The organism is Mesorhizobium sp. M0761 (assembly GCF_040320205.1).
GTDB lineage: Bacteria > Pseudomonadota > Alphaproteobacteria > Rhizobiales > Rhizobiaceae > Mesorhizobium.
In genome coordinates, this window is record NZ_JAMYPF010000036.1 from 1 (window position 1) to 24904 (window position 24904).

Annotated in this window: 17 protein-coding genes, 7 pseudogenes and 1 riboswitch; of the genes and pseudogenes, 13 read left to right on the forward strand and 11 right to left on the reverse strand. The window is 58.4% G+C overall.

The window, feature by feature from the left end; all coding sequences use genetic code 11:
- Window positions 1-652: 652 nt before the first annotated feature.
- The 3 genes from NKI32_RS30930 to NKI32_RS30940 form a co-directional block, all read right to left on the reverse strand.
- A complete protein-coding gene (locus tag NKI32_RS30930) occupies window positions 653-1495 on the reverse strand; it encodes a hypothetical protein (protein WP_353005133.1) in 843 nt (280 codons plus the stop codon).
- Window positions 1496-2016: 521 nt separating this feature from the next.
- Window positions 2017-2799, reverse strand: coding sequence for a hypothetical protein (locus NKI32_RS30935; RefSeq protein WP_353005135.1), 783 nt, complete (start codon window positions 2797-2799; stop codon window positions 2017-2019).
- A 479-nt stretch (window positions 2800-3278) separates the two neighbouring features.
- A complete protein-coding gene (locus NKI32_RS30940) occupies window positions 3279-3632 on the reverse strand; it encodes a type IV toxin-antitoxin system AbiEi family antitoxin domain-containing protein (protein WP_353005162.1) in 354 nt (117 codons plus the stop codon).
- On the opposite strand from NKI32_RS30940, the gene NKI32_RS30945 reads away from it, so the two are divergent.
- A complete protein-coding gene (locus NKI32_RS30945; protein WP_353005164.1) occupies window positions 3603-4265 on the forward strand; it encodes a hypothetical protein in 663 nt (220 codons plus the stop codon). The genes NKI32_RS30940 and NKI32_RS30945 overlap by 30 nt on opposite strands.
- 195 nt (window positions 4266-4460) lie before the next feature.
- Here NKI32_RS30945 and NKI32_RS30950 read toward each other — a convergent pair whose 3' ends face one another.
- Window positions 4461-4724, reverse strand: a complete 264-nt coding sequence (locus NKI32_RS30950) for a hypothetical protein (protein ID WP_353005137.1) — start codon at window positions 4722-4724, stop codon at window positions 4461-4463.
- Here NKI32_RS30950 and NKI32_RS30955 point away from each other — a divergent pair.
- The 4 genes and pseudogenes from NKI32_RS30955 (at window position 4717) to NKI32_RS30970 (ending at window position 8074) form a co-directional block, all read left to right on the forward strand.
- Window positions 4717-5859 carry a porin gene (locus NKI32_RS30955; RefSeq protein ID WP_353005140.1) on the forward strand — a complete coding sequence of 381 codons (1143 nt, stop codon included), beginning with the start codon at window positions 4717-4719 and terminating at the stop codon, window positions 5857-5859. The two genes, NKI32_RS30950 and NKI32_RS30955, sit on opposite strands and share 8 nt — an antisense overlap.
- Window positions 5860-5877: 18 nt before the next feature.
- Window positions 5878-6141 (forward strand): annotated as a pseudogene (locus NKI32_RS30960) (thiazole synthase); the annotation flags it as partial.
- A gap of 21 nt (window positions 6142-6162) precedes the next feature.
- Window positions 6163-6713, forward strand: a pseudogene (locus tag NKI32_RS30965) (thiamine phosphate synthase); the annotation flags it as partial.
- Between the two features lie 866 nt (window positions 6714-7579).
- Window positions 7580-8074, forward strand: coding sequence for a MaoC family dehydratase (locus tag NKI32_RS30970; protein ID WP_353005142.1), 495 nt, complete (start codon window positions 7580-7582; stop codon window positions 8072-8074).
- 796 nt (window positions 8075-8870) lie between these two features.
- On the opposite strand, the pseudogene NKI32_RS30975 reads toward NKI32_RS30970, so the two are convergent.
- Both NKI32_RS30975 and NKI32_RS30980 read right to left on the reverse strand, forming a co-directional pair.
- Window positions 8871-9347 (reverse strand): annotated as a pseudogene (locus NKI32_RS30975) (PIN domain-containing protein).
- Window positions 9344-9646 carry a hypothetical protein gene (locus NKI32_RS30980; protein ID WP_023671839.1) on the reverse strand — a complete coding sequence of 101 codons (303 nt, stop codon included), beginning with the start codon at window positions 9644-9646 and terminating at the stop codon, window positions 9344-9346. The pseudogene NKI32_RS30975 and the gene NKI32_RS30980 overlap by 4 nt, the downstream one beginning before the upstream one ends.
- A gap of 387 nt (window positions 9647-10033) precedes the next feature.
- On the opposite strand from NKI32_RS30980, the gene NKI32_RS30985 reads away from it, so the two are divergent.
- The 7 genes and pseudogenes from NKI32_RS30985 (at window position 10034) to NKI32_RS31020 (ending at window position 16698) form a co-directional block, all read left to right on the forward strand.
- Window positions 10034-10372: a recombinase family protein gene (locus NKI32_RS30985; RefSeq protein WP_353005145.1), complete on the forward strand. Its 339-nt coding sequence runs from the start codon at window positions 10034-10036 to the stop codon at window positions 10370-10372.
- A gap of 619 nt (window positions 10373-10991) precedes the next feature.
- Window positions 10992-12329, forward strand: a complete 1338-nt coding sequence (gene glyA / locus NKI32_RS30995; RefSeq protein ID WP_352791704.1) for a serine hydroxymethyltransferase — start codon at window positions 10992-10994, stop codon at window positions 12327-12329.
- A 53-nt stretch (window positions 12330-12382) separates the two neighbouring features.
- Window positions 12383-13558: a methionine adenosyltransferase gene (gene metK / locus NKI32_RS31000; RefSeq protein WP_023693516.1), complete on the forward strand. Its 1176-nt coding sequence runs from the start codon at window positions 12383-12385 to the stop codon at window positions 13556-13558.
- A 108-nt stretch (window positions 13559-13666) separates the two neighbouring features.
- Entirely contained in the window at window positions 13667-14659 is a 993-nt protein-coding gene (locus tag NKI32_RS31005; RefSeq protein ID WP_353005148.1) for an adenosine kinase, read from the forward strand.
- A 93-nt stretch (window positions 14660-14752) separates the two neighbouring features.
- Window positions 14753-15282: pseudogene (locus NKI32_RS31010) on the forward strand (transposase); the annotation flags it as partial.
- Window positions 15283-15405: 123 nt separating this feature from the next.
- A complete protein-coding gene (locus NKI32_RS31015) occupies window positions 15406-16200 on the forward strand; it encodes an NAD-dependent epimerase/dehydratase family protein (RefSeq protein WP_353005150.1) in 795 nt (264 codons plus the stop codon).
- A gap of 261 nt (window positions 16201-16461) precedes the next feature.
- Window positions 16462-16698 carry a hypothetical protein gene (locus tag NKI32_RS31020; protein WP_353005152.1) on the forward strand — a complete coding sequence of 79 codons (237 nt, stop codon included), beginning with the start codon at window positions 16462-16464 and terminating at the stop codon, window positions 16696-16698.
- Window positions 16699-17121: 423 nt separating this feature from the next.
- Here NKI32_RS31020 and NKI32_RS31025 read toward each other — a convergent pair.
- The 5 genes and pseudogenes from NKI32_RS31025 to NKI32_RS31045 form a co-directional block, all read right to left on the reverse strand.
- Window positions 17122-17341: pseudogene (locus NKI32_RS31025) on the reverse strand (IS66 family transposase); the annotation flags it as partial.
- Window positions 17342-17356: 15 nt separating this feature from the next.
- Window positions 17357-18292: a phytanoyl-CoA dioxygenase family protein gene (locus NKI32_RS31030; RefSeq protein WP_353005154.1), complete on the reverse strand. Its 936-nt coding sequence runs from the start codon at window positions 18290-18292 to the stop codon at window positions 17357-17359.
- A gap of 49 nt (window positions 18293-18341) precedes the next feature.
- Entirely contained in the window at window positions 18342-18890 is a 549-nt protein-coding gene (locus NKI32_RS31035; protein ID WP_353005157.1) for an SET domain-containing protein-lysine N-methyltransferase, read from the reverse strand.
- Window positions 18891-19582: 692 nt separating this feature from the next.
- A pseudogene (locus NKI32_RS31040) lies at window positions 19583-20612 on the reverse strand (IS110 family RNA-guided transposase).
- A 124-nt stretch (window positions 20613-20736) separates the two neighbouring features.
- Window positions 20737-21167: pseudogene (locus NKI32_RS31045) on the reverse strand (helix-turn-helix domain-containing protein); the annotation flags it as partial.
- 749 nt (window positions 21168-21916) lie between these two features.
- Window positions 21917-22116, forward strand: a riboswitch (cobalamin riboswitch).
- Window positions 22117-22210: 94 nt separating this feature from the next.
- Here NKI32_RS31045 and metE point away from each other — a divergent pair.
- Window positions 22211-24559, forward strand: a complete 2349-nt coding sequence (metE, locus tag NKI32_RS31050; RefSeq protein ID WP_353005160.1) for a 5-methyltetrahydropteroyltriglutamate--homocysteine S-methyltransferase — start codon at window positions 22211-22213, stop codon at window positions 24557-24559.
- Window positions 24560-24904: the final 345 nt, after the last annotated feature.

The following is a 24904-nucleotide window of genomic DNA, read 5'->3' on the forward strand; positions in this document are numbered from 1 at the left end:
TGGAGGCCAACCGATACATCAACATGGACGACCTGCGCGAGCACAAGAAGCTCGCTCTGCGCCAAGCCGCATGACCAGCATCATGACCAGCATCATGGCTGCCCCATTTTGCAAAACTTGACGCACACAACCGGCGGAGCTGCCTTGCCGAGCGCCTCGACTAGCTTGCGATCACGCCCTTTGCTCCTTTGCAATCGGGCGACGGCGCCCAGATGGGAGCAACATGACGAACGCGCCTTCGGCGCCTCTGAGCGCTTGCCGATGGCTGTCGAACAACAGACGCTCACCAATTTTTTCGTACAGTGAGCGCTGGAAAATTGAGCTTCCGCTAGCCAGAGCAGGAAAGAAGCCAGAAGAATGCCAAAGGCGTTTATCTCAAGGACCTAACTTCATACATCGATAAGCGACTGTCTGAAGTGCGCTCCTTCAGGCGTAGCTATCAGCAGCCCACCTGTGGCATCTTTGCGCTCGGAGTTTCAGCAATTCCTAGATGACTCACAAGATGCTAGCTCCCGTCCGCCATTCGTGCCCATTCCCAAAATACACCCGATTGCCCGCGCAGAACGGCGAACCCTTCTCGAGCACTGGCTCGCCTCAGAATGCCGCTGCCCCAGTAATGATCAACGTTTGGAAGATATGGCGCGTGGTCGTCTCAGTTTTCATCCCGCTCCTCGGTTTCTTCGGCAAGAATCTCCCTCTCCTGCTCAAGTCTTCGAATAAGGCGATCGATCTCTTTGACCCCAATCGCGCCAGTTGAAACGAGGTGAAAGCTGGCATCTTTCGACAGCATCCCTGCCCACTCGCGCTGATCGCCGTGCGGGCTCGCCACTCGCTCGACCCCCTTGGGTTTGGCATGCGGGTCGCCGGTCAGCACCGGTGGCCATGAAAACCAATCATCCGCGTACGGGACCTTGTACGACTCCTTTGCCCAATATCGGTCATGGTCGAACCGAGGAACCCGATCCATGTCCACGCCCAGATCGTTCAATCGCTCGTAGAATCCCGTGTAATTGAAGTTCTGCGGGTCACTGTGGCCGTCCGGAATCCCGCGATCGACTTCTAGATGTGGCACGATCGTGAGAACTCGATCGACCGTACGGCAAGCGCCAATATAACAAGCCGCTAGGCTCGTGTACTGCGCCGAGTTCGGAGAGCCCCCCTCCTCGTAGTCTATTTCAATGTTGATTGCCTTGCCCTTAAGATCGAACTTAGGCAGCTTTCCGTTCTTTGGCTTCAAGCCGGACTCTGCCTTCGTCGCCCACACGTTCGTCTCTTGGAATGGCCACAAATGGACCACCTCTCCCGTTTTGAGAATTACCGCGTGCGACTTGTTACGCTTTTTCCCAATCCAAGGCTTCACTGTGTCGTAGGTGAGCTTTCCGTCCACGGTCTGGTGGAGGATGAAGTGAGTGCGCCCGGCGCAACTGCCATCCTTAAGGTCACAAGCGTCCTCGAGGTCAGCCAATGGATCTGTCGAAATATCGTTAATGCCCATGTCCCACTCCTAGCAAATAAATCCCCGATACTAGCGTAACGCCAATTCGGACGCAAAGTAGCCGAGGCCGGCTCGTAGCCGCACGGTCCGTTACAAGGACTCCGCCTTAAAGACCGTCTATGCCAACGGATTGGCCGAAAGACGAGGGCACTCTCGAAACCTTCCTGCACAAGCTGAGGCTGGAACTGGGCGAAGCCAAGCGAGCCAACAAGCCCTGGCTTCGGCTCAAGATCACAGGCCTTTTGTTTGCCGGCCCCCTACGTGGCTCTCATGATTGACCGCCAAACTAGGCTACAAGGTCAAACTCCGAGAGATCAATCCGGAGGCTGTAGTCCATCCCACCGTCGACGCACGCTTTGAGTTCAGCGACGTCCCGCAGTGCGCCGGGTTCGGACCTTACCGACCTCAGGCTCCACGCAACCACAATAAGTTCGCCCATTTTTACATCGAAGAAGCCACTCCTATCTAACACCGGCAATTCCGGTCGAACATGATCAATCGCTGCCGCCAACCTGCGGCTGTTACTTGGATTTCGTACTTCTGCCGTCCTGGTTCTGAGCCCTCTTGGGCTTGGAGTTCAGCGGTACGTCGCGCCAATAATATTCCGCGTAGCGCGAGAAGGCCCAAATGAAGCTGGCGGTCAGCCAAACCAGGGAGATTAGGACAAGGGACAGAAGCAAATTCTGCCACCACGGAGAAATATCTGCCCATTGCCCTGGATCATACCTGTTCAGATCGGTGGAGGAGGAGGGAAGCGCGTTTTCGACATTAATCCCGATCCAGAAGACGATGTTCGAAACAATAAAGAGCGATGTGGCCAGGTAGAGCGTGATCTCAATCCGGTTCGATATTCGATCCGCGACGGTGACGTTGAGCTGATAGAAAAACTTGGAAAAGAAAGTCACGAGAAAAAGCGTTGTCGCGGCAATGACCAGCGCCGGCGCCAGACGCTTTATCCATGGATCGATCACATCGATCGGGATGACGTTGAGACTGAATATCCAGTCCACGATCAGAGCGGTTCCACCGACTCCGATAGTGAAGACGAGAACCCGCGCGATCTTATCACCTTGCCGATAGAACCTTTGCAACTTTTGCCGCGCCGCATCGACATAACGGTTCGTGTCAAATCCATACTCGTCGAGGAAGGCTATGAACGCCAGAATGATGCCGAAGAATGCATCGCCGAAGGATTTGCCGTAGACGCCGAAAAGCGCGTAAGTGATAGACACGGCTGCGACAGCCAGTTTCAGATTGAAATGTCTTGACCTGGGCGTAGCCGGTTTGTTCAGCAAATCGTTCACGGTTTGCCTCCGCTGTAACATTTCCCCGACAGCCAGAATAAGCCGGTTAGATCGAATTGCAATTGCGCGATGACGGGACCGTGTCGGTAGTAAGTTGCAACCTTTTTGGACCTTACAACCTGAACGAACCGAATTCACGCCCATGAAATCGCTCACGTGTTAAATACTCAGAACAAGCTCGTCATTCATTACGACGTTCAGTGGATTGTTGAGCATTACCCTTTCATGAGCCCTGACCTCACGTGTGCTAGTGTGCCAGGCCTCTTGTCGCTGACCGTTCAGCGACCAGCAGGCGCGGTCTTGTCAATCACAGCTGAAATCGCCTTCTGCCACACGCCGACGAGGTCACGCGCTTTCACTACCAACTTTGCTCAACGGAAATTCTGGATCACGTTTGAGCACATGCCAATCTGAACTTTCCGGAACGATCTCTTTGATAATACTTCCGGGATCATCCTGAAGTCACTCGCCTAGCCAGCTCAGTTCGCTTCAACGTAGGCAGCGGCTCGATACCGCCCATAGCCGACCTTCACGAGCAGCCCTTCCTCGCACATCCGGGAGAGGTAGCACCGTGGGATGCCGACGTCGGTGAGATCGCGAGTCCGTACCTCGCCGCGTTCTTGCGCCAGAGCAACGGCGCGATTCCGGAGCGATGGTGGACGCCCACCTGCGAGGTGTAGCGCTTCCGCGCGGTCCCGATCACGTTTTCGCATTTGATGCGGCAGTGCCGCGTCCCGGAGTAGCGCTATGGCGAATTCGTATTTCTCAGATTCATCGATCCCGGAGAGCCAACTTCCAAAGATTTGGCCAATCGTGAGCATTGGCGGCGGCATAAGCCGCAGCTCTTTGTGCAGCAGATGCGCGAGGTTGGCGGCTTCGGATTTGAGGACATTCCACGCACGGCCGTTTGTTCTGCCCAACTGAGCGCGGATATCGTGCCGCTCATCTACCATGGAAGCAGTCGAACGACGCCGCTCGCTGGCAAAGTGTTCGCCTTGCGCTTGCCCGATCTCATCGATTTCAAACACGGGAAGCTTCACTTCGAAACGCGCGAAACCTTGTGTCGCACATACAACATAGACGCCACCGCTGACATTGTTCTAACCGGCGTCAATCACGATCATCGGATTGAACCGTGGTGGACCCTTGGCGAGCAGCGCACCGCCATCATTAGGGGGACAAAGGAACTTGGAATCGCGCTTGTAACGACCCCGAACTTCGGCCTTCTGCTCGACAATCCGCGAACAGATGATCTTCACGCGATAAAGCGTATCGCCATCACATTCGAAGAATTCCGGCGTGAAGGGGTGGCCTGCGCACTCCATCCTAACGGCCGGACCTATCGGGACTTTGAGCGCTGGTCGAGATTTATTGCCGAGCGCTGTTGGTGCAAGGCTGCAGCGCGTAGTTGTCGAGCATCAGCTCGCCAACATGACGGCGTCGTGCCGAGCGGTGCCGCCGCATGATGCCTCAACGTCGGGCTCACCACAAACAATGCTGTCCCCATTGAACGAAACTGTCGCGAAGCGAACAGTCGAACTGTAGCCGAACGTTTTCCGTTCGTGCTTGGGTGGATCCGCAAGGCAAAAACAAGGAAGTGCGAACCAAGGTCCGCCCGCACAATTGAGCTTCAAGCCGCAGCTGGTCGTCAGGCTGGCACGTCATTTGCGGTCGGATGCAGGACCCTTTGTGACGCCTACCTCTACCAGCTGAGTTGACTGTGATGATTGTACAAAATTTTGCATACCTCCATCGGCGATAATTATGTTATCGGCAGCTAAAACCAAATGTTGGACAACAATGACCAGAGTACATTCTAGGTTTTCTTCAGGGCTTAGCCGACGGCGCAGCAAAACTTCGCACAAGTTGTTCACAGAATCACTCGTCCACACTTTATTATTAAAGCGGAGATCGACAATGACCATTAGGAGCCTCCTCCTCGGCTCAACTGCGGCACTGATTGCCGTTTCCAACGCTCGCGCCGTCACCACCGCCGCCGAGCCTGACCCGACTGAGTACGTCAAGATCTGCGACGTCTACGGTTCGGGCTACGTCTACATTTCAGGCCCCGAGACCTGCCTGAGAATCGGCGGCTCTGTCCGTTACAACGTCGGATTGTTTGACCACTCAAGAACCTCGGATGTGAGGACTGGTGAGCATCAGAGCGCGTGGCAAAACAACACACGCTTCACATTGAAAACCTGGACCGGCCAGGAGACCGAACGCGGGACGTTGAAGACCTACACCGAAACCCGCGTGAACTTCGGCAGCCACCAGACATCGGTTTCGGACAGTTCTCGGTCCTATGCCTTGAACGGAGGCAGCAGCCTGACTATCGCCTGGATTCAGCTTGGTGGCCTGCGAGTTGGTAAGGACCGGTCGGCTTTCGACATGTTTATTGGCTGCGCGGGTGATGTACTGAACCAGACGCCGGCTCCGTACGGCGCTTTCGATACCAATGTGGTTCAGTACTACTTGGACGCAGGGAACGGCTTTTCGGCCGTGGTTTCGCTGGAACAAGGCTCGGACGTGGTCGGCACAATCGACAGCTACGCTCCCCACATAGTAGGCGGCTTGAAATACGCACATGGCTGGGGAGCGATCACCGGCGTTGCAGCTTATGATAGCAAGTACGAATCGGTGGCCGCCAAGGTCCGTGTCGACATCAATGTCACCAACGGACTGTTGCTATCCGGAATGTTGGGCTACGGTTCCCATGGCCAGCTCAACTACGGCTCGACGAATTCGGTAGACGCTCATGGTCGCGGTTTCTATAAACCTTGGGGCGGGAACTGGGCTTTCTGGGCTGGCGCCGGTTACGAGCTCACCGAGTCAGCTTCGTTCAACCTTCAGCTCTCGGGTGATCAGCTCAACAACTATGGTGTCGCTGCGAACGTCGCCTATGCGTTCCTTCCAGATTTCACAGTTACGGCTGAACTCGACTATGACCGCTACGGAGGCTCCGCCGTCGGAAAGGTGAAAGCTTCCGAAGTGAACTGGACCAATGCCAACAAGAAGAGCAGTGTCGGCGGTATCCTGCGTTTCGAACGCTCATTCTAATGCGATGAAGCGTTGAGCTCCGAGGTCCAGTTGATGCGCGGACATTCCCCCTACATTCCGTTGATTGTGCATGCACGGCTCGGACGGCCGTCGTACGCGGCGACCGTCATAGAGCTCGGGTTTGACGCCGTGCTCCTGAACACGGCGGTCCCGAGGGCGGCCGATCCGGTCGGCATGGCGCGTGCGTTCGGCAAAGCGGTCGATGCCGGTCGTGAAGCTTTCAGCTCGGGAATGCTCGAACGGCGCTACCCACCGACGATCGGCAGGGCCGTCTACTCATGAAGTCGTGGACGTGCCGGCTGGATTGACCGGCTGGTTCCGCTCGGCGTGAGTCTGGTGCAGCTCCGGATAAAGGATATGGACGAGAAAGGACTGCAGACGGAAATCCGCCGCGCGAACGACGCCTGCGCGGTCCATGGTTGCCAAGTGAGTCAACGACATTTGGCGCACGGCAATCGAGGAAGGCTGCGACTTCGTCCATCTTGGTCAAAAGGATTTGGCTGCCGCCGATGCTGGCGATGAAATACGTCGGATTGAAGCTCGGCCTGCCGATCCACGATCACACCGAACTGGAAACGGCGCCAGTGGCGGAACCGGAGTATGTGGCGCTCGCCCCAGTCTATCCAACAGCCTCAAGAAGATGAATGGGCGTCGCGAGGACTCGAGCGGATCAGCGAGTGGAAGCACCAGGTCGCGCCGATCCCATTGGTCTGCATCGGCGGCCTCAACTTGACCGTCTCGAAGGCGTTTTTCGAGGCTGGCGCGGAAAGCGCAGCCGTGGTCACCGACTTTGCGCTGAACGACGCCCCAGAAGCGCGCACGCGAGAATGGATCGAAAGACAGAGCAATGGCGCCGAGGCGAGAACCGCATGTGCTCGTTGCTGTCGGGTCAGACACCAGCGGTGGGGGCTGGAATTGCCCGCGAGATCCAGACGATCGCTTCCAGTGGCGTGCGCACCTGCCTTGCTGTCAGCGCGCTGACGGTGCAAACCCATGAACACGCCTGGAAATCCAAGTTACGCAACCCCGTCCGGTGGCGGATCAGATGCGCGCTACGCTTCAGCCTAACAGAGTGGCCGCCACCAAGATCGGCATGCTCGCAACGGCTGAGATCGATCGTCGCTGCGGTTGCCGCTGTGCTGCGCGAATATCCGCGCACCGACAATCCAGATCCGGTGCTGGCTTCCACGTCAGGCCGAGCGGTTCTTGAAGCAAGCGCCATCCCGCATCATGAAGTAGCGTCTGATGCCGCTTTGCCGTGTCGACACCCAATGTCATTGGACTGGCGCTTCTTGCCGGCGCACAGCTAGCGGCCAATGAGGTCGGCGCGCTTCAAGAAGGACCACAAGCCACCCCGTCTGCTGGACTACTCCTCCACCATTCGAGACACGGATGGTTCCTATCCAGACAATTGATTTTATCAATCTGCGACAATACCGCATAGCGGCGCCGGCGGAATGATCATCCGTAGCAAGACGAGCTGCTTTCGGCGGCCTGCAGGACGCGCACCGCGACCGAGTACAAGCCGGCTCGTCTGCAGCCATGTTCGGATCGGCCGCATCGGTGCGCCGAATGAGATTGCCGGCGGAACGCTCTATTCGTGCAGCTGTGACGGCGGTCATCTCACCGGGGCCATCCTGCCGATGGATGGCCGGCAGTCGGTGCAGCAGGGGCTGACACTGTTCACGGAATGAAGCCGCTCGCGCTTCGGACGGTTGAAATGGAGGACATTAGCTTGGAACCGATCAGTCTCGACGAGCTTCTGGCCAGCGTCGGCAAGGAAGTCGGCGTGTCGCCGTGGCGGGTGGTCTCGCAGCGGATGATCGACCAGTTCGCCGAGTCCACCGATGACCACCAGTTCATCCACTGCGATCCGGAGCGCGCCAAGCGCGAGACGCCGTTCGGCGGCACCATCGCACATGGCTTCCTGTCGCTTTCGCTTTTGTCGGCGATGACTTTCGAGACCATGCGGCCGCTCGAAAACTGCAAGATGGGTGTCAACTATGGCTTCGAATCGCTGCGCTTCCTGGCGCCGGTGAAAACCGGATCGCGCATCCGCACCCGTTTCGTACTGGCCGACATCAAGGTCAGGCCGTCGGGCTGGGTGCAGACGGCGCTGGGGGTGACGATTGAGATCGAGGGCTCGAGAAAGCCGGCGCTGACCGCGCGCTGGTTGACGCTGACGCTGATCAAACGCCAGCCGGAGGCGGCCTGAATTGCTCAACGAGCGTCAGCAGAGACGATCTTCACGTGCCGGGGCGATGTAGGCGACCAGTGCGCACCGATCGGCAACGCGGCCACGGGGGTCGGCTAGATAGAGTGGCAGGAATGCCTAATCGGGGCTCCGTCTTGGAAGGGGCGTCGATGTATCGGAAGCGCTTCGGCTTTCGGCGCTGCATTCCTTCTTCACGAAGGTCCATGGAGAATTCCCGACCACGGGGTCGACAGATCGGCTTGTGATCGGAGTGGGCAGATCCTCCCCGACTGAATCTGCCAATAGGGTTATCGAGGGAACCGGGTCGAACTTGAGGTCGCGGGTGTCGCTGATCGGCTGCTCGTCGAGCTCGAGAGCTGCCAGCCAAAGGCAGAACACGGCGACGCCAAGAGCTCCGCAGTTGATGTGGACGCCCAGAGAGTACAGACCGACGAGTACCCGGCGGGCGAACTTGCTATTGGTAGCGCGCCAGACCAGTCGCGAGAAAGCCTCGATGAGAAGGCCCCCGAGCCGCACGCGGGATCGACTACAGTGGCGTTTGGCGAGAGGCCTTCGAAGACAAGATCGAGTGTAAGATGGACGAGCTCGACACGCGTATCGCGCAGTCCCTGCGATCGCGCCTTGTCCGCGGCGCTCGTGCGTGCGAACTGCTGGTAGATCGAGCTGACTGGATGAACCGGGATGGCATTAAAGCGGAACTGGAAGAGACGTCCCTGGCCGAACTAAGCAAGATCAATCCAGCCATCGCTAAAGGTAGGCGAACACGAGACGTTCGGACTCCGTGCCGCTGAAATCCTCAAATTGAATCGGCCGGACCGTTGGAGCTATCATCACCCGCTTGGCTTCCAGAGCTACGGAGCGGGTTGATTATCTGAACGTCCTCGAAGTCCTCTTCATTGTCGGTCACTACGACACACTCGTTGGCTTCAGCTATAGCGGCAATGATTGTGTCTAGGGCGCTCCGCTAACGGCCTCTGGCTTTGCCGTTGGCCACCAGCCGCGCCCACACGAGGCCAGCTTTCTCGTCGAACGATAGCACGCGGCCAGCGAACAGCGCTTGCGGGCCTTCGGAGCCCTCGAACCAAGTTTCAAGGCTGCTGCGCTTTTTCCCCTTCGGCTTCTCTAGGATGCCTCGGCGAATTTCGGCGACAGTAAGCGAAGCAATGAAGAGGTCTTCGTCCTTCTGCGCGCCCATCCAGGCCAGCAACGAGCCCGAAGGCTCCGGCTTTATGACGTTGCTGATGATATTGGTATGAAGAAGGTAGCGCGTCACAGGTCGATCTTGCGCCCCTCTTCGCGCGGCCGGCTGAGGTCGAGATTGGAGCCAACCAGAGGCGAGCGACGCAACGCGGCGAGAATGCTGCCCGCTTTCGGTGGCTCACCCGCCACGGCTTGCTGTATGGTCCGACGAAGCTGTCGGGCATCCGGCCCGCTCTCCGTTAATTTTCGGGCAAGAGTTCGCAGTAGATCGCGGTCTGCGTCGAACGCCTGGATCTCGAACCGCGCGATGCCGCGCTCAGCCAGGCGAGAGCGATAATTCTCGATGGCTCTCTTCTGTGCAGTGTTGCCCATCGCGTGCCTCCGTTCTCTATCCGGATATATAGCTGGCTTCTTCGGAGCACAAGGTGCCCCGTCATCGGCCAGCACTGGCTCCTGCGCGACGCGCGTTATTGATAGAATTCCAGCTTGTCGAAGCACTGCTTGGCATCATTGTCGCGAAACGGAGTATTTCGCGTCAGGACAGGAACGCGATCGTAGCGCGCCGAAACGGCAACAGCCGAAAAGCTTCGTGTGGTCGCCGGCGCGGCCCGCGAATCGGCTGTGTCTGCGTCGCCGAAGCCCGATCGACGCTTCGTCAATCTGGTCCGGCTGCTGGCACGACAGGCCGCACGGGATTTCGTTCAAGCCGAAACGGATAGCCAGACGCGAGACCGCGTCCCGGAGTAAGGGGGCCGCCTCATGAAGGTCGCGCTTGGCGCTCGCTACTCAACTGACAATCACCGAGACGCCTCGATCGAGGATCAGTCGCGGCTCTGCTGCTTGCGTGCTGAAAAGCAAGGCTGGACAGTCGTCGACAGCAATACCCACCGCGCGATCTGCGGCGGGTCGCTGTTGCGTCCCGGCCTTCAGGAGCTGATCAGCGATGCGATGCAGGGCAATTCCGTGCTCGCAGAGGCGATGGATCGCCTGACCATGACCGTTGCAAACCGGGAGCAGGCCAGGCTGGGCAAACGTTGCAACAGATCCTTCAAGGAAATTCATAGACTCTTAGCAACTCCGGCTCGCTGTGAATGGTAGGCTTATTGCAACGTCTGAGGTCAGTGGTTCCAAACCGTGGCCCCGCTTGTCTTCGACTGGCCGAACTGCTTGCAATTTCGGCTAAAGGCAAAAGAACGCCCTTTGTTGTTCGACAGGGCGATATCGGCAGTCGCCACAGCCACCGAGATTTGTCCGGTCGTTGGACAACCTTCAAAAGCTGCGACTTCTGTGGAGGACGCGAATGAGAAATTCGGTAGGACTTGGTCCTGAGCCATGATGACACTGGTTAGTCGCCTACGCATGGCAGCGCATCCTGACCGCCTTCGAATCCTGGGCCTTTGTGCGCATGCGGACCTAACTGTCTGCGAGCTAGCGGAGATTCTGAGCGTGTGTCGAGAGCGGGTTGCGCGACACGTCCGGCTGCTCGCCAGAGCCGACTTTCTTTGCTGCAACGAACAGCCTCCGTGGCGCTCGTACCATCTCAACGCAGGATCCAACGACGGCGGGCTGGTTCAATTATTGGTCGATCTCCTGCCCCATCGCGACGGCTATCATAAACAGGACCTGCAGCGGCTCGAAGCGGTACGAGACACGCGGCCGAAAGGGACCGCGTGCTTGATCGTGAAATAGGTCAATCCAATTGGAGCGCGAAGCTACCATGGACAACTCCGCAGACGGCGCGATCGCACAGCCGGACACCCACGGGCGGTCTTCCTTGGCCGCGGTTGATTGCCGCGTCCACGAGCTGCTTCTGAGACAGGAGCGGCAGGAGCGGACGACCCTGAAGCTCATCGCCTCAGAGAACTTTGCGTCCTCGGCCGTGCTGGAAGCGAACGGCTCGATTTTCACGAACAAGTACGCCGAGGGGTACCCCGGCGCGCGCTACTACGCTGGAAACGAGATCGTTGATGAGCTTGAGGATCTGGCCATTGAGCGCCTGAAAACGCTATTTGGCAGCGAGCATGCCAACGTCCAGCCTTATTCCGGCTCGCCGGCCAACCAGGCTGTCTATCGTGCGCTTTTGAGTCCCGGTGACAAAGTCATGGGCTTGCCCCTTCCGGAAGGGGGCCATCTGACTCATGGTTGGGCCATCAACTTTTCCGGAACTGACTATCAACGCGTGCCCTATGGACTAGATGAAAAGACACAGCAGATTGACTATGACCGCTTGCGCGAGACAGCCAAGCGGGAACGGCCGCGGCTCATTTGGGTCGGCGGAACCGCTTACCCGCGTGTCTTTGACTACGCGGCAATGGCAGAAATTGCCCTGGAAGCGAACTCCTATCTCGTAGCCGACATTGCGCACATCAGCGGCCTGATTGCCGCGGGAGCGCACCCGAATCCCGTGGGCCATTGCGACGTGGTCAGCAGCACGTCCCACAAGTCGATCCGCGGTCCCCGCGGTGGCTTCATTTTGTCAAGGAACGAAGATCGCTATCAGGCCCTGTATCATACAAAGAGCAAATACAATCTCGCCAGACGAATAGACCGGGCGGTCTTCCCTCACCTGCAAGGCGGGCCCCACATGAATGCCATCGCTGCGCTAGCGGTTGCCTTGCACGAAGCCGCGAACCCGTCCTTCCGAAGCTACGGCCAACAGACGGTCAAGAATGCCAAGGCTCTGGCACATGCACTGCTTGAGCGAGGTTATGACCTGGTTACCGGGGGGACGGACAATCACATGCTGATCCTTGATCTTCGCGATCGGCCACTATCGGGCAAGGCCTATGCCGAGCGACTAGCAAAGGCAGGAATCATCACAAACTTTAATATGGTGCCTGGCGACCCGCGGCATCCGGCGGTCACAAGCGGAATTCGCCTGGGGGCGCCAGCAGTGACGTCAATGGGCATGCGCGATGTGGAAATGGTGCAAATTGCTGGCTTCATTGACTCCGTCCTCCAGCGGCCAGACGACGAAGATCTCCATGCCTGCGTGCGAAGAGACGTTGCCGACTTGTGCGCTGCGTTCGAGGTCCCGGGCATCTGCGACAAGTAAGGTGGGCCAAGCAAAATGCCCATACCACATCCAACATCCGAAGCGAGGTATTCATGGCTAGGCAGTTCGTGTTCTCTTCCGAATCGGTTGGCGCGGGGCACCCGGATAAGTTGGCCGACAACATCTCGGATGCCATCCTCGATGCCATCCTCCGCACAGATCCCAAGGCGCGCGTCGCCTGTGAAGCGTTGGTAAAATCAGGGATAGTCGTTCTGGCTGGCGAGATCACCAGCGATGCCCAGGTGGATTACAGCCAAGTTGCGCGCGATACGATTCTCGACATTGGGTACGACGACGAGGCCGTCGGCTTTGACGGCCGGCGTTGCTCCGTCGTTCATGCCCTCACCGAGCAGTCGCCCGACATCAGCCAAGGCGTTGACGAGGGAAGAGGGCAAGACCTCCAGCAGGGAGCGGGAGATCAGGGCCTCATGTTCGGCTACGCATGCCGCGAAACCGATACCCTGATGCCTTTGCCGATCCAGCTCGCTCATCGCTTGACGAAACGGCAGGCGTATGTCCGGAAGGCACAACAGCTTGGCTGGTTGCGTCCTGACATGAAATCCCAAGTCTCAGTGCGCTATGAGGGGTTGCGCCCGGTCGCCCTGGATACCATCGTCGTGTCGACGCAACATGACGAGCAGGTCTCGCAAGAGACTGTCCGCGAGGGCGTCATTGAGGAAATCATAAAGCCTGTCCTGCCGACCCACCTGGAGACGGAAGGCATCAGAATTCTGGTCAACCCGACGGGGCGGTTCGTAGTCGGCGGGCCGCGCGGCGACTGCGGTCTCACTGGACGCAAGATCATCGTCGATTCCTATGGCGGGATGGGTCGTCATGGCGGCGGCGCCTTTTCGGGCAAGGACCCGTCCAAGGTTGACCGCTCGGCTGCCTATGCAGCCCGCTATGTCGCAAAGAACATCGTCGCTAGCGGACTTGCGGACGTGTGCGAGGTGCAGCTTGCTTACGCAATCGGCGTGGCCAGTCCGGTTTCCGTCATGGTCAACACGTTCGGGACAGCCAGGGTTGAGGAAAGCAGGATCGAGCGCCTCATTCTTGAGTTGTTCGATCTCAGACCGAAAGGCATTATCAAGATGCTTGATCTCTTACGCCCTATATACCGCAATACAGCGACCTATGGCCATTTCGGCCGTGAAGAGCCTGATTTCACCTGGGAGAAGACAGACAGGGCGGACGAATTGCGTCGCGAGGCAGGACTCGCCGCCCCGTGAGAGCCGCCGGCGAACGGATTGGCAAGCGGAAAGCCCATTTCCACCGGGCAGAGCCGCGCCTGGCAGGCGTGGCAAGAAGCCGGCCCGGGTTTTTTGGCGGAGACATTGATGCCGGATTATGACGTGCTCTGCATCGGCAATGCGATTGTCGACATCATCGCCCAGTGCGACGAGGAATTCCTCGAGACCAACGGCATCATCAAGGGTGCGATGAATCTCATCGACACGCAGCGCGCCGAATTGCTCTACAGCCGCATGGGCCCGGCGATCGAGGCCTCCGGCGGCAGCGCCGGCAACACGGCGGCCGGTGTTGCCTCCTTCGGCGGCCGCGCCGCCTTCTTCGGCAAGGTGTCTAACGACCCGCTGGGCGAAATCTACGCGCACGACATCCATGCACAGGGTGTCGCCTTCGACACCAGGCCGCTCAAGGGAGAGCCGCCGACGGCGCGGTCGATGATCTTCGTCACCCCTGACGGCGAGCGTTCGATGAACACCTATCTCGGCGCCTGCGTCGAGCTTGGGCCGGAGGATGTCGAGGCCGACAAGGCGTCTGGCGCCAAGGTCACCTATTTCGAAGGCTATCTGTGGGACCCGCCGCGCGCCAAGGAAGCGATCGGCCAGACGGCGAAGCTGGCGCACGCGGCTGGCCGCGAAGTCTCCATGACACTGTCGGATTCGTTTTGCGTCGACCGCTACCGCGACGAATTCCTCGACCTGATGCGCTCGGGCACGGTCGATATCGTCTTTGCCAACAGCCACGAGATCAAGTCGCTCTACCAGACGTCGTCGTTCGACGAGGCGCTGGGCCAGATCCGCAAGGATTGCCGGATCGCCGCCGTCACCCGCTCGGAAAAGGGCTCGGTTATCGTGCGCGGCGACGAGACCGTGATCATCAAGGCGACCGCGATCAAGGAGCTGGTCGACACGACGGGCGCCGGCGATCTCTACGCTGCCGGCTTCCTGCATGGATACACCCAAGGCCGCAACCTCAAGACCTGCGGCGACCTTGGCTCGCTGGCGGCCGGCCTAATGATCCAGCAGATCGGCCCAAGGCCAAGGCAGAATTTGCGCCGCGAGGCGGAACGGGCTGGGTTGCTGTAGATGCGCGGGCAACTAACCAGCTGCCCTACTGACGCGATCATCGCAGTGGCCGAACTGTGTCAAGGCTCGCTGATAGCGACAGCCATTCGCTTCGGAGAGATGCGTGAGCCCATTCCCGCTCAGCCGGGCTAGCCTGAGCGCTATGACTGCCGCAACGGCACCGTCAATCTATTCGTCTTCCTCGACGCACACCGTCCCTGGCGCCGGGTGAAGATCACCGACCGGCTTACCAACCAAGACTTCGCCGAGTGCATGCTGAGTTGGTCGACGTCGACTATCCCGAGGCCTCGATTTTCCGGGTGGTGATGGATAACCTCTCCACCCACTCAGCTGGGGCGCTTTACGACGCCTTCCCCGCACCGGAGGCTCGCCGGGTGCTGAAGCGGCTTCAGTTCCACCACACGCCAAAACACGCCAGCTGGCTGAATATGGTGGAAATCGAAATCGGCGTCCTGCGCAGCCAATGCTTGGACAGTCGCATCGATGACAAGGAAACGATCCTCGCCGAGGTCGCCGCTCGGGAACAGCGGCGCAACGCCGAAGGCTCTCAGATCCAGTGGATGTTCACTACCGAGAAGGCTCGCGAAAAACTCTGCAAAGCCTATCCCGTCAACGAGGCATAATCTCTGTGGAACGGTACTAGTCCATGCGAAGGATAAAAATCCCTGGACAGAAATTGAAAATGGCTCCTGGTATTGCCAACAACTTCGAATCAGTCGATGGCCGCTAATCGAACGATTGACATAATGACTCCCATCCAGAAGACCAATGTTCCGCTCCGCATCCTCATTTTGGGCGGTACCGGCTTCATCGGAGCCCACGAGGTGCGCTACGCCGTCCAGCGAGGACACACCGTGACCGTCTTCAACCGCGGGCTCGGGCAGGCAGATCTCCCTCCAGGCGTCCAGTACCTGCGCGGCGACAGGAGCAACGACCTTGACTCGCTGAAAGCCGCGTCATGGGACGCCGTCATTGACAACTCCGCCACCGACCCGGCTTGGGTCCGGTTGTCTGCAGAGTTGCTGCGGGATCGTGCAAAGCTTTACATGTATGTGTCCTCCACCGGCGTCTATTTCCCCTACGTCACGACGGACATTAGCGAGGCTGTGAAGCCGGTTTTGATAGAGAACCCGTCCAATGGGTGGAGCAGCTTCGGCGTACGCAAGGCGCTCTCGGAGATCGAGGTCGAAAAGGCATTCCTCGGGAGAACTATCATTGTGCGGCCTCACTACATCGTCGGCCCGGGGGACACTACGTACCGCTTCCCCTATTGGCCGCAGCGGGTCGAGCGCGGCGGCGAAATACTCGCGCCCGGTCGTCGGACGGACGCCGTACAATTTGTGGACGTGCGCGATCTGACCGAGTGGATGATCCGGATGGTGGAACTGGAGGCGACCGGCACTTACAACGTGGCGGGTCCGCGCACTCCGCTGTCGATGACCGATTTCCTCACCGGGGTGCGCGCATCCCTCGGTGTCTCTGAGAACCACGTACGCTTTACCTGGATCGACGACTATGACTTCCTGGAGGAGAATGTGTAGACGAGGTCGTGCCTTGGGTGCCGCTGTGCGGCGACGCTCTGGGCTCCGCGAGCATCAACTTCGACAAGGCCCTAAGGTCTGGACTCACCCACCGCCCTCTTGCCGAGACGGTGCGCGATACCCTTGCCTGGTGGAATTCCAGCGCGGTGCCTCCAGGGCGCAGGGCCAAACCCGATTTCGCGCTTACGCCGGAGAAGGAAGAGGGAATGCTCGCAGCGTGGAAGGCGCGAACGGTGGCTGATACAGAAAGATAAAAGGAATGTGCAGACGATCGCTGCTCCGAAGCCAGAACAGAAGTGTTCGCCACATACGCGGCGTCTATCTATCAAGAGAGAAGCGCTTATTGATGTTTATGCCATCTGGCATCGGGATCCACAGGTTCTCAATCTCGCGCACCTTGCGCGGGAAATCGGCGACCACACGGATGTCTTTCATCTGACGGATCTTGTTAACGCGGCAGGTTGTCTCGGCGGCTCAAATGCCGAATACCGGGTGTGAAACTAGACTAGCTGCCCGCATCTGGCTCCCCGAAGACGGGCGGCTTCAACGGGCTCCAGGTCGCCGCCCGCCGCGCTTAAAACCGTGATCGCACTGTGCTCAACCGACGACCGCTATAATGACGACATCCATTATCTCGGCCGCGCGCAGATGCGTGACAATCTGACTGGGACACTACCGCCTGGGCCATCGCCATGGCGCCCCCGTCGGCCATCGCCATGGCGCCCCCGTCAATTTCACGCATCGGCATGACGATCTCGAGTTCCAGCCAATGCAGCCAGGCAATCCCGAATCGGTGGCTTCGTCGCCTATGCTGCCTGCGAAGAATTCAAGCTAACGTTAGACCGTACGCATACGACGAAGGCCGCATGATCGGCACGCACGCGTGGGCGCGGCCGGCTCTATGCTGGCGATGCGTGAAGGTCAGGCGGCCTGCTGGTCGGCGGACTTGTCGGTTCGCGCCGGCACTTCCAATGCCAGGGCAGTAATTCGTGCAGACCGAGCGGGAAGATCGGCAATGCGCGCCAGGACATCGGCGAGCCGGCTTTCGGGTCGACGTCGTAAGCATAACGGCGGTGCGGTCGGCGCCGCGCTGGGAACCGGCGAAGGTGCCGTCGTCGATGAAGCGGGCGAAGTCGGCCCATGTAGTTGATCGGCTTCAGATAATAGGCCCGCAAAAGCGAGATTTGCGAAGCTCATCTCCATCAGCAACATCGACAAATTGCGATCCGTAAAATGTTTGCTTTGGCTTTCCCCAGTTGACGCCCATCCCCATACCCCCACCGCTATCCGTTTCTCCCTCAAACATCCCTCGGTCTAGACGGGAACGCCAATCTAGAAGACGAATGGCTATAGCCAGACGCGATTCAGGTCCGCTCTTTTTCAAGGGGCTCGTTCGATGCCAAACCGACTTCGTAAACAGTAGCGCATCTCCCAGGTCAAATTCGTCTTCCAGCTTATTCTCCTCGAAAACTTCCTCCAGTAGGCTCGACGTAGAGAATATTTTTTGCAGTGGTGACGACATGACGCTAATATCTCCACCCTTGCGCATCTTCTTTGAAAGCAAACTTGAGAGCTGAAAATTGAAAAGCCCAGATAATAGGCTCTCTGGGATGTAAGCCATACCCCCGCCCCTATCCGGATCGATCCTATTCAAGGGAACCCAGATGCTGTATCCTGGATCGACTGGCCGAATGAAACGGAAGCTGAGAGAGTCGTAATGCCAAGTGAAGCCGGTCTCGCCTTTGCTCAATTCGAAGGCCAGACCCTCGCTCACTATGAGCGGGTCACCGATAAGGCCGACCACTGCCTTGCGGAATGAGTTGGCTGTGTAGATGTGTCGCAACGCTGTAGTCTGCCCTAGGCCATAGGTCAGCCGCTTGAACCCGCTTCCGTATTTTGTGTCGAGGTCGGACGCTGACCTGATGTTCAGCAAGGCCGCCTCTCTGAGAGCCTGTATGCAGGCGGGACTAAACAATCCGTTGATCTTCAGGAATCCGTTCTTTTTGAAGCTTTCGCCCTGGTCCAAAGGAATATCAACCGCATTCACAAAGCGAGTCTCATTTGCATCAACAGTATCATGCAGGGTAGACATGGCCACGCATGCTCCTCGAGGTTCTGTATGAAGGGGGCCAAAGCAAATGCTAGAATCCGCCGAATTGCAGAATCCCTATCCTTTTGGAAATCGCCACGGATTTTTGTAGAGAGAGGTACGGCGCGTGGAATCCCGACACGACCAACGGATGATCACGGGGCAACTTGTCAAAGCCTGCGGCTGAACCTCGGCAATTTGCCGCTGAGCAAAGACAGACTGATACACCGATGCATTCGGATTCCGTCGTAGCGTAGTCGAAGCACACTTCGTCGCCAGAAGCGATTTGACGCACAGCGATAAAATCGTACGCTCCGAGATGATTCGGAACTATAGCTAAATTGGGATCGCAAGAATGATTTAAAATGACCACTGGCTCCTCGAACAAGGCGTGGACATTCCAATCCAGTTGAATGGAGTTCGTTGTCCGACTACGATCCATGCGAGCAACTACCCCTTTAACAACAATTTCTCCAGGCAAAAGATCCACAGCTGCGAATACGCCTCGCCCCTTAGCGCCACAGCTATCAATAACTCTTGTGTTGCGGGCATTGAGTTGTCTTGCGCAAGAGACTTCATCTATCAAGATAGACATCGACATGGGAAATCCTTACTCCTCACGATGAGCATCGGTTTGCTGTGATACAAGTCGGCGTCGCTTCCGACATCAATGAACGTCTCAAAATTTATGCCAATCTGGCTATCGAGTGAAAAGAGATTTTTTGGCTGCTTTTCAGCGTTCAGGCTGGAGCAAAACGAACAACTGAATGGGCCTTTGTACCGGGTCCGACAAACGCGAGGAGTCAGGGCCCTGTTCGATCGCCGCGGCACATCGCCAAATCGCAGCAGCGGGTTGCGTGCGTCAAGTTCAGCAAAAGGTGATGTGGTCGTCCGCCACAGACTATTGGCTGCATGTAGGGGTGCCCTAAGTGTCTCCTTCTTGTGCTTCGCAAATGGTCGGTTGTGTGCGTCAAATTCTGCAAAAACGGGGCGGCCATGAAGCTGGTCATGCAGCTTGGCGCAGAGCGAGCTTCTTGTGCTCGCGCAGGTCGTCCATGTTGATGTATCGGTTGCGCGAACGCGAAGAGAAGCGAGTGACCCTCGGGCGACACGGTCCAAAAAAACGCAACAGGAGTTTGACCCCAACGAACCCCATCGGGTTGGGCGCCTCAGCGTGTGCAACGAAGTTCGAAGTCGACGTCAGCCGATTCAACGAGGTCACCACAACCACCGCCCGGCGGGGACATCACGGGTTTCGGAAGCGGACCCGCGATTGTGATCGAGCGCGGGTTGTCACGCCATCTTTTCGCCGCCCCACTCAAAGCTGGTGCCGTTAACCCAGAGCCAGTGGAGCAGAACCGCGATCTTGCGAGCTACCGCCACTTTTGCCTTTTTCATACCTATCCGCTTCGACAGGCGAACGCCCCACGCCTTCAGCATCGATCATTTCTTTGTCCGGTGCTTGAGGACGCTGGCCGCTTCGTATAAATAGGTCCGCAACAGCCGATCTCCCCCAGCGTGAGACACGGCCGTTGACATTTGTTCCCCCAGATTGTTTTCGCCGCGGTGTCAGACCAAGGTAGGCGTCGACGTCACTGGCCGAGGAAAAGCGCGAAGGATCATCGATCGTATGGCGGTAGGTCAACGCCGTCACGACGCCGACGCTAGGAACCGTCATAAGCCGGCGCGTGGTGTCATCCTCACGAACAAGGCGTCGTACCTGCCGGTCCAGCTTTTCCTGTTCCCTGCAAGCCTGTTCATGGACGGTCAGAAGCGGCTCGATCACGGATCGAAGCTGATGCCCGTCGACAACCAACGCCTCGACCTTTAGCCGAAGCTGCGCACCGATTGAGCGACTGAACTGCAGCCCGTACTCCTTCAGCATTGACCGGACTTGGTTCTCGAGATCGCGGCGGATGGCGATAAGTCGCGATCGCGCCACCAGGAGGGATCGGGTTGCCTGGCTCTCTGTGCTTTTGACCTTGACCTCCCGATACCAGCCGACGCGAACCAGCTCGGCCAGGCCGCGGGCATCGTTCTCATCACTTTTGTTCATTCGAACTGAAAGTGCCGCCTTCGCATGTCGAGCATCAATGCAGACAACCGGCATTCCGACCCGTTTAAGCTCATGCCAGAGCCAACTGGACATGGCGCCCGTCTCGAATCCGATGCGCTCGGTGTGCGGTGCGCGTTTGCGGAGCAACTCGGTCAGTGCTCCCGGATCGGACTTCACTTTCCCTTGGAAGACAGCCCTTCCAGCATCATCGACGACGCAAACGCTGGTCTCTCGCTGCGACACATCCAATCCGACATATTGCTTCACTGCGGCCTCCTTGATCTCACTGGTCGGCGGCTTTTGCCGTCCACCGAGTCTTCGTTCAAAGGAGCGACGGCAGCAATTACGTCATCGTGTGCAAAATCGGATCAGACTCAATCTCCCTCCATGTGCGGGCGACGTATTCTCCGTCGATCTTGAGGATGCACCACATGTCTTTGCGCCAGGGCTTCAGATGGTTCTCCGCCAGCCGTCGACGGACGGTCTCAGAAGACAGCTCTTCATGGTCGGTGAGCCGGACCATCTCCTCGGCCAGGAGGTTCGAGGGTCCAGCGGGCCCGTCCCGGTGGCGGCTTTGAGCAGGCGGTCGCCACCACAAGCGCCTCCTCCTTGCTCGATAGTTTGCGCTCAACGCCGGGTCGCCGCTCCTCGGAGAGCGCTCCCTCCAGGTTCGCTTCCACAAAGCGGCGCCGTGTCCGATAAATCGTCGATCCCGAGACCTTCAAGGGTTGCGGCGATCACCTCGTCGCTCACGCCGTCGTTCGCGGCCAAGAGGATCTGTGCGCGTTTTATTTTGCGCGTCGCGTGGCGCCCCCCGCTCATAGCGCGTCAAGTTGATCACGCTTCCGATTGGCTAAGGTCCACAAAACTTTATACTCACCTGCACCTCCTTCAGCGTGCAGGCGCAGATGAATCCGGAAATGAGTCAGTCACTTGGCGAACGACAAGCCGCGCCGCAGCCGCGCTCTACGCAGCTTTAAGGCCAGTATTTGGCCTTCATCTATGCCCGGATCTTCAAACAGCCCCGGCCGAAGCCGACATGCAGCGCCACTTCGACGTCACCGCTCCGTCCGTCCACCAGATGGTGATCACTTTAGAAAAAGCCGGCCTCGATCTCGCGCACGCCCGGGGCCGTCCGAATTCCTCCGGAAGCGCTTCCGATTTTGCGCTAAAACAACCCATCACAATCTCTGTGGAACGGTACTAGTTATCCGTGATGACGACTGGCGTGCCATTTCCCCTCGGACCACCGTTTGGCGCTCACTCCGTGAAAACCGCTTCTGCCCGCACGCACGGCTTGCGGCCGCATCGTTAAACATCGCCCCCAATGCGATCTTCTGCATTCTAACGACGTTGTCACGCGCTTGAAGTGTTGGCCGAAATCCTTCGTCGGCGACCTGCGAGGGAATGTCGCAGCCCGACAGGAATTCATTAGTTGGACAATGGTGGCAGCGGAGCAGCGCCGCCAATGGGCGACTGAATATTTCACTATGTTAGACAAGCGTAAAAGCGCGATCACATAACGACATAAACATTTCGTTATGCGCCATTGACAAAAGAGCGAACTGCTGTGATTGTCTGCGTGTCGTGGTTCTCGCGTGCGGCGCTGCCGCCGCGGAGCTAAGAGGGAAGCCGGTGCGATGCCGGCGCTGCCCCCGCAACTGTTAGCGGCGAGCCAACCCCAATCATGTCACTGAGGCGAATACCCTCAGGAAGACGGGTAGGCTATGACCCCGCGAGCCAGGAGACCTGCCACGCGAATTACGTCCACGGGCGGGGTGTCTCGGTGGCCGCTGCAACCCGGCGTTGATGCCGGCCTGCTAGCGCCTTCCTTGTCACCGACGCCCCAATCATCGGGGTATGACATGACTGTCTCTCAGCAAATTCCTGTAGCAACGCTCGGCGTGCCGCGCTTCGGTCGTCGGCGAGAACTGAAATTCGCCCTTGAAAGCTACTGGTCCGGAAAATCGTCCGCTGGCGACCTTCTTGGGACGTCGAAGGCACTCCGTGCCGCTAGCTGGGAGGAGCAGCGCGATCGCGGCGTGTCAAAAATCCCCTCGAACGACTTCTCGCTTTACGACCATGTGCTCGACACCGCAGCCACGGTCGGCGCCATTCCATCCCGGTACGGCTGGAATAGCGGCGAGGTCCCACTTGACATCTACTTCGCAATGGCGCGCGGCAACCAGGGTCAGACGGAGGATTGTGGACACGCTGGTCACCAGGAGGCGGCTCATGGACCTGGTGTAACCGCGATGGAAATGACCAAGTGGTTTGACACCAACTACCACTACATTGTGCCGGAGCTCCATGATGATCAGACGTTCGCCCTCTCGTCAACGAAGCCGGTCGATTACTTCCTCGAGGCTAAAGCTCTCGGCATTCACACACGCCCAGTCATCCTTGGACCCATCACCTTCCTCAAGCTGGCGAAATCGCCTGCCGAAGGGTTCGGTCCCATCGCGCTCCTACCGCAGCTGCTGCCCGTTTACGAGCAGCTTCTACAGAGGCTGAAGTTGTCGGGAGCCGACTGGGTGCAGATCGATGAGCCAGCGCTTGTCCTCGATCTGAACCCGAACGAACGAGCTGCGTTCGAATTCGCCTATGGCCAGCTGTCGAAAGCCGCGCCCGAGCTGAAGATCATGCTGGCTACGTATTTCGGGTCGCTGGGAGACAATCTCGAAACCGCGGTTTCTCTGCCCCTGGCCGGCCTGCATATTGATCTCGTGCGCGCTCCCGAGCAGCTGGAAACGGTGGGTCGGCTCGCTCCGAAGGATCTGGTGCTCTCGCTCGGCTTGATCGATGGCCGCAACGTCTGGCGTGCGAACCTGCCCGCCATTCTCGACCGCATCAAACCGATCGTCGCCGGCTGGCCCTTGGACCGCGTCGAAATCGCGCCTTCTTGCTCGATGCTGCATGTGCCGATTGACCTGCGCATGGAGACGGAACTCGAGGCCGACATCAGGTCGTGGCTCGCCTTCGCGGCCCAGAAGACCGACGAGCTGGTCTTGCTGGCCCGGGCCCTGTCCCAAGGCAGGGATGCGGTGGCAGGCGCGTTGAAAGCGTCTGCCGAGGCTGCCGCCACTCGCGTGACGTCCACGAAGATCCATGACCCGCTTGTTGAGGGGCGGATCGCCAGCATTGACCATAGCATGAAACGACGAGAGAGCGCTTTTGGCGAGCGCTCCAGAGTCCAGGCCGGTACGCTCGGGCTGCCGCCGTTCCCGACGACGACAATCGGGTCCTTCCCGCAGACGCCGCAGGTACGCCGCGCGCGGGCCGCTCATGCGAAGGGCCAGCTCAGTTATGTCGACTACGAGATCTTCCTGAAGAAGGAGATCGAGTCGGCAATTCGTTGGCAGGAAGAGATCGGGCTGGACGTGCTGGTGCACGGTGAGTTCGAACGAAATGACATGGTTCAGCATTTCGCCGAGCAGCTGTCTGGCTTCGCCTTCACCCAGCATGCCTGGGTACAAAGCTATGGGTCGCGCTACGTGCGTCCCCCCATCATCTTCGGGGACGTATCGAGGCGCAATCCGATGACGGTGCGCTGGTGGCAATTCGCCCAGTCGCTTACGGAAAAGCCCCTGAAGGGAATGCTCACAGGCCCAGTCACCATTCTCAACTGGTCCTTTGTTCGCGACGACGTACCCCGCTCCGAAGCCTGCCGCCAGATCGCGCTCGCCATCCGCGACGAAGTGACGGATCTCGAAAGGTCCGGCGCAAGGATGATCCAGATCGATGAGGCCGCGTTTCGCGAAGGATTGCCACTGCGCCAATCTGACTGGAAAGCCTATCTCGACTGGGCTGTCGAATGCTTCCGGATCGCTTCAACGGGTGTAAAGGACGCGACTCAAATCCATACCCACATGTGCTATTCGGAGTTCAACGAGATCATCGACGCGATCGCTGGAATGGATGCGGATGTCATTTCGATTGAGACGTCGCGCTCGAAGATGGAACTGCTGGACGCCTTCACGAGCTCCAAATATCCGAACGAGATCGGTCCCGGCGTCTATGACATTCACTCACCACGTGTGCCGGAGGTCTGCGAGATTTCGGACCTAGTCATGCTTGCCCGCGAGCGACTGTCCGACGGCCAACTGTGGGTAAACCCGGACTGTGGCCTCAAAACACGCAAATGGGAGGAGGTCCGCCCTGCCCTCATGAACATGGTCGCTGCAGCGCGCGCGCTCCGGGAGAAAGTGGCCTGAGGCTTCTCCTTCCTCACCGTGTGGTGAGCTACCGGCTGGCTCATGTCGGCCGTGAATATGCCAAACTGGCACACTCTTGGAAATGAGCCACTCGCGCAAATGTGCAATTTCCCTACTGCACGTGTCTTAATCCCGTAGAAATATAAATGTGACACCACGCAATAATATTGGTTCCTTGGGGACATATAGGCCCCGCGCCTCGAACAAATCGGACACGCGTCGTTTCTTAAAGTGCCTGCTTGGCGCCTTCGCTCAGGCGGGGTTGTGTGCGTCAAGTTCTGCAAAATGGGGCAGCCATGATGCTGGTCATGCGGCTTGGCGCAGAGCGAGCTTCTTGTGCTCGCG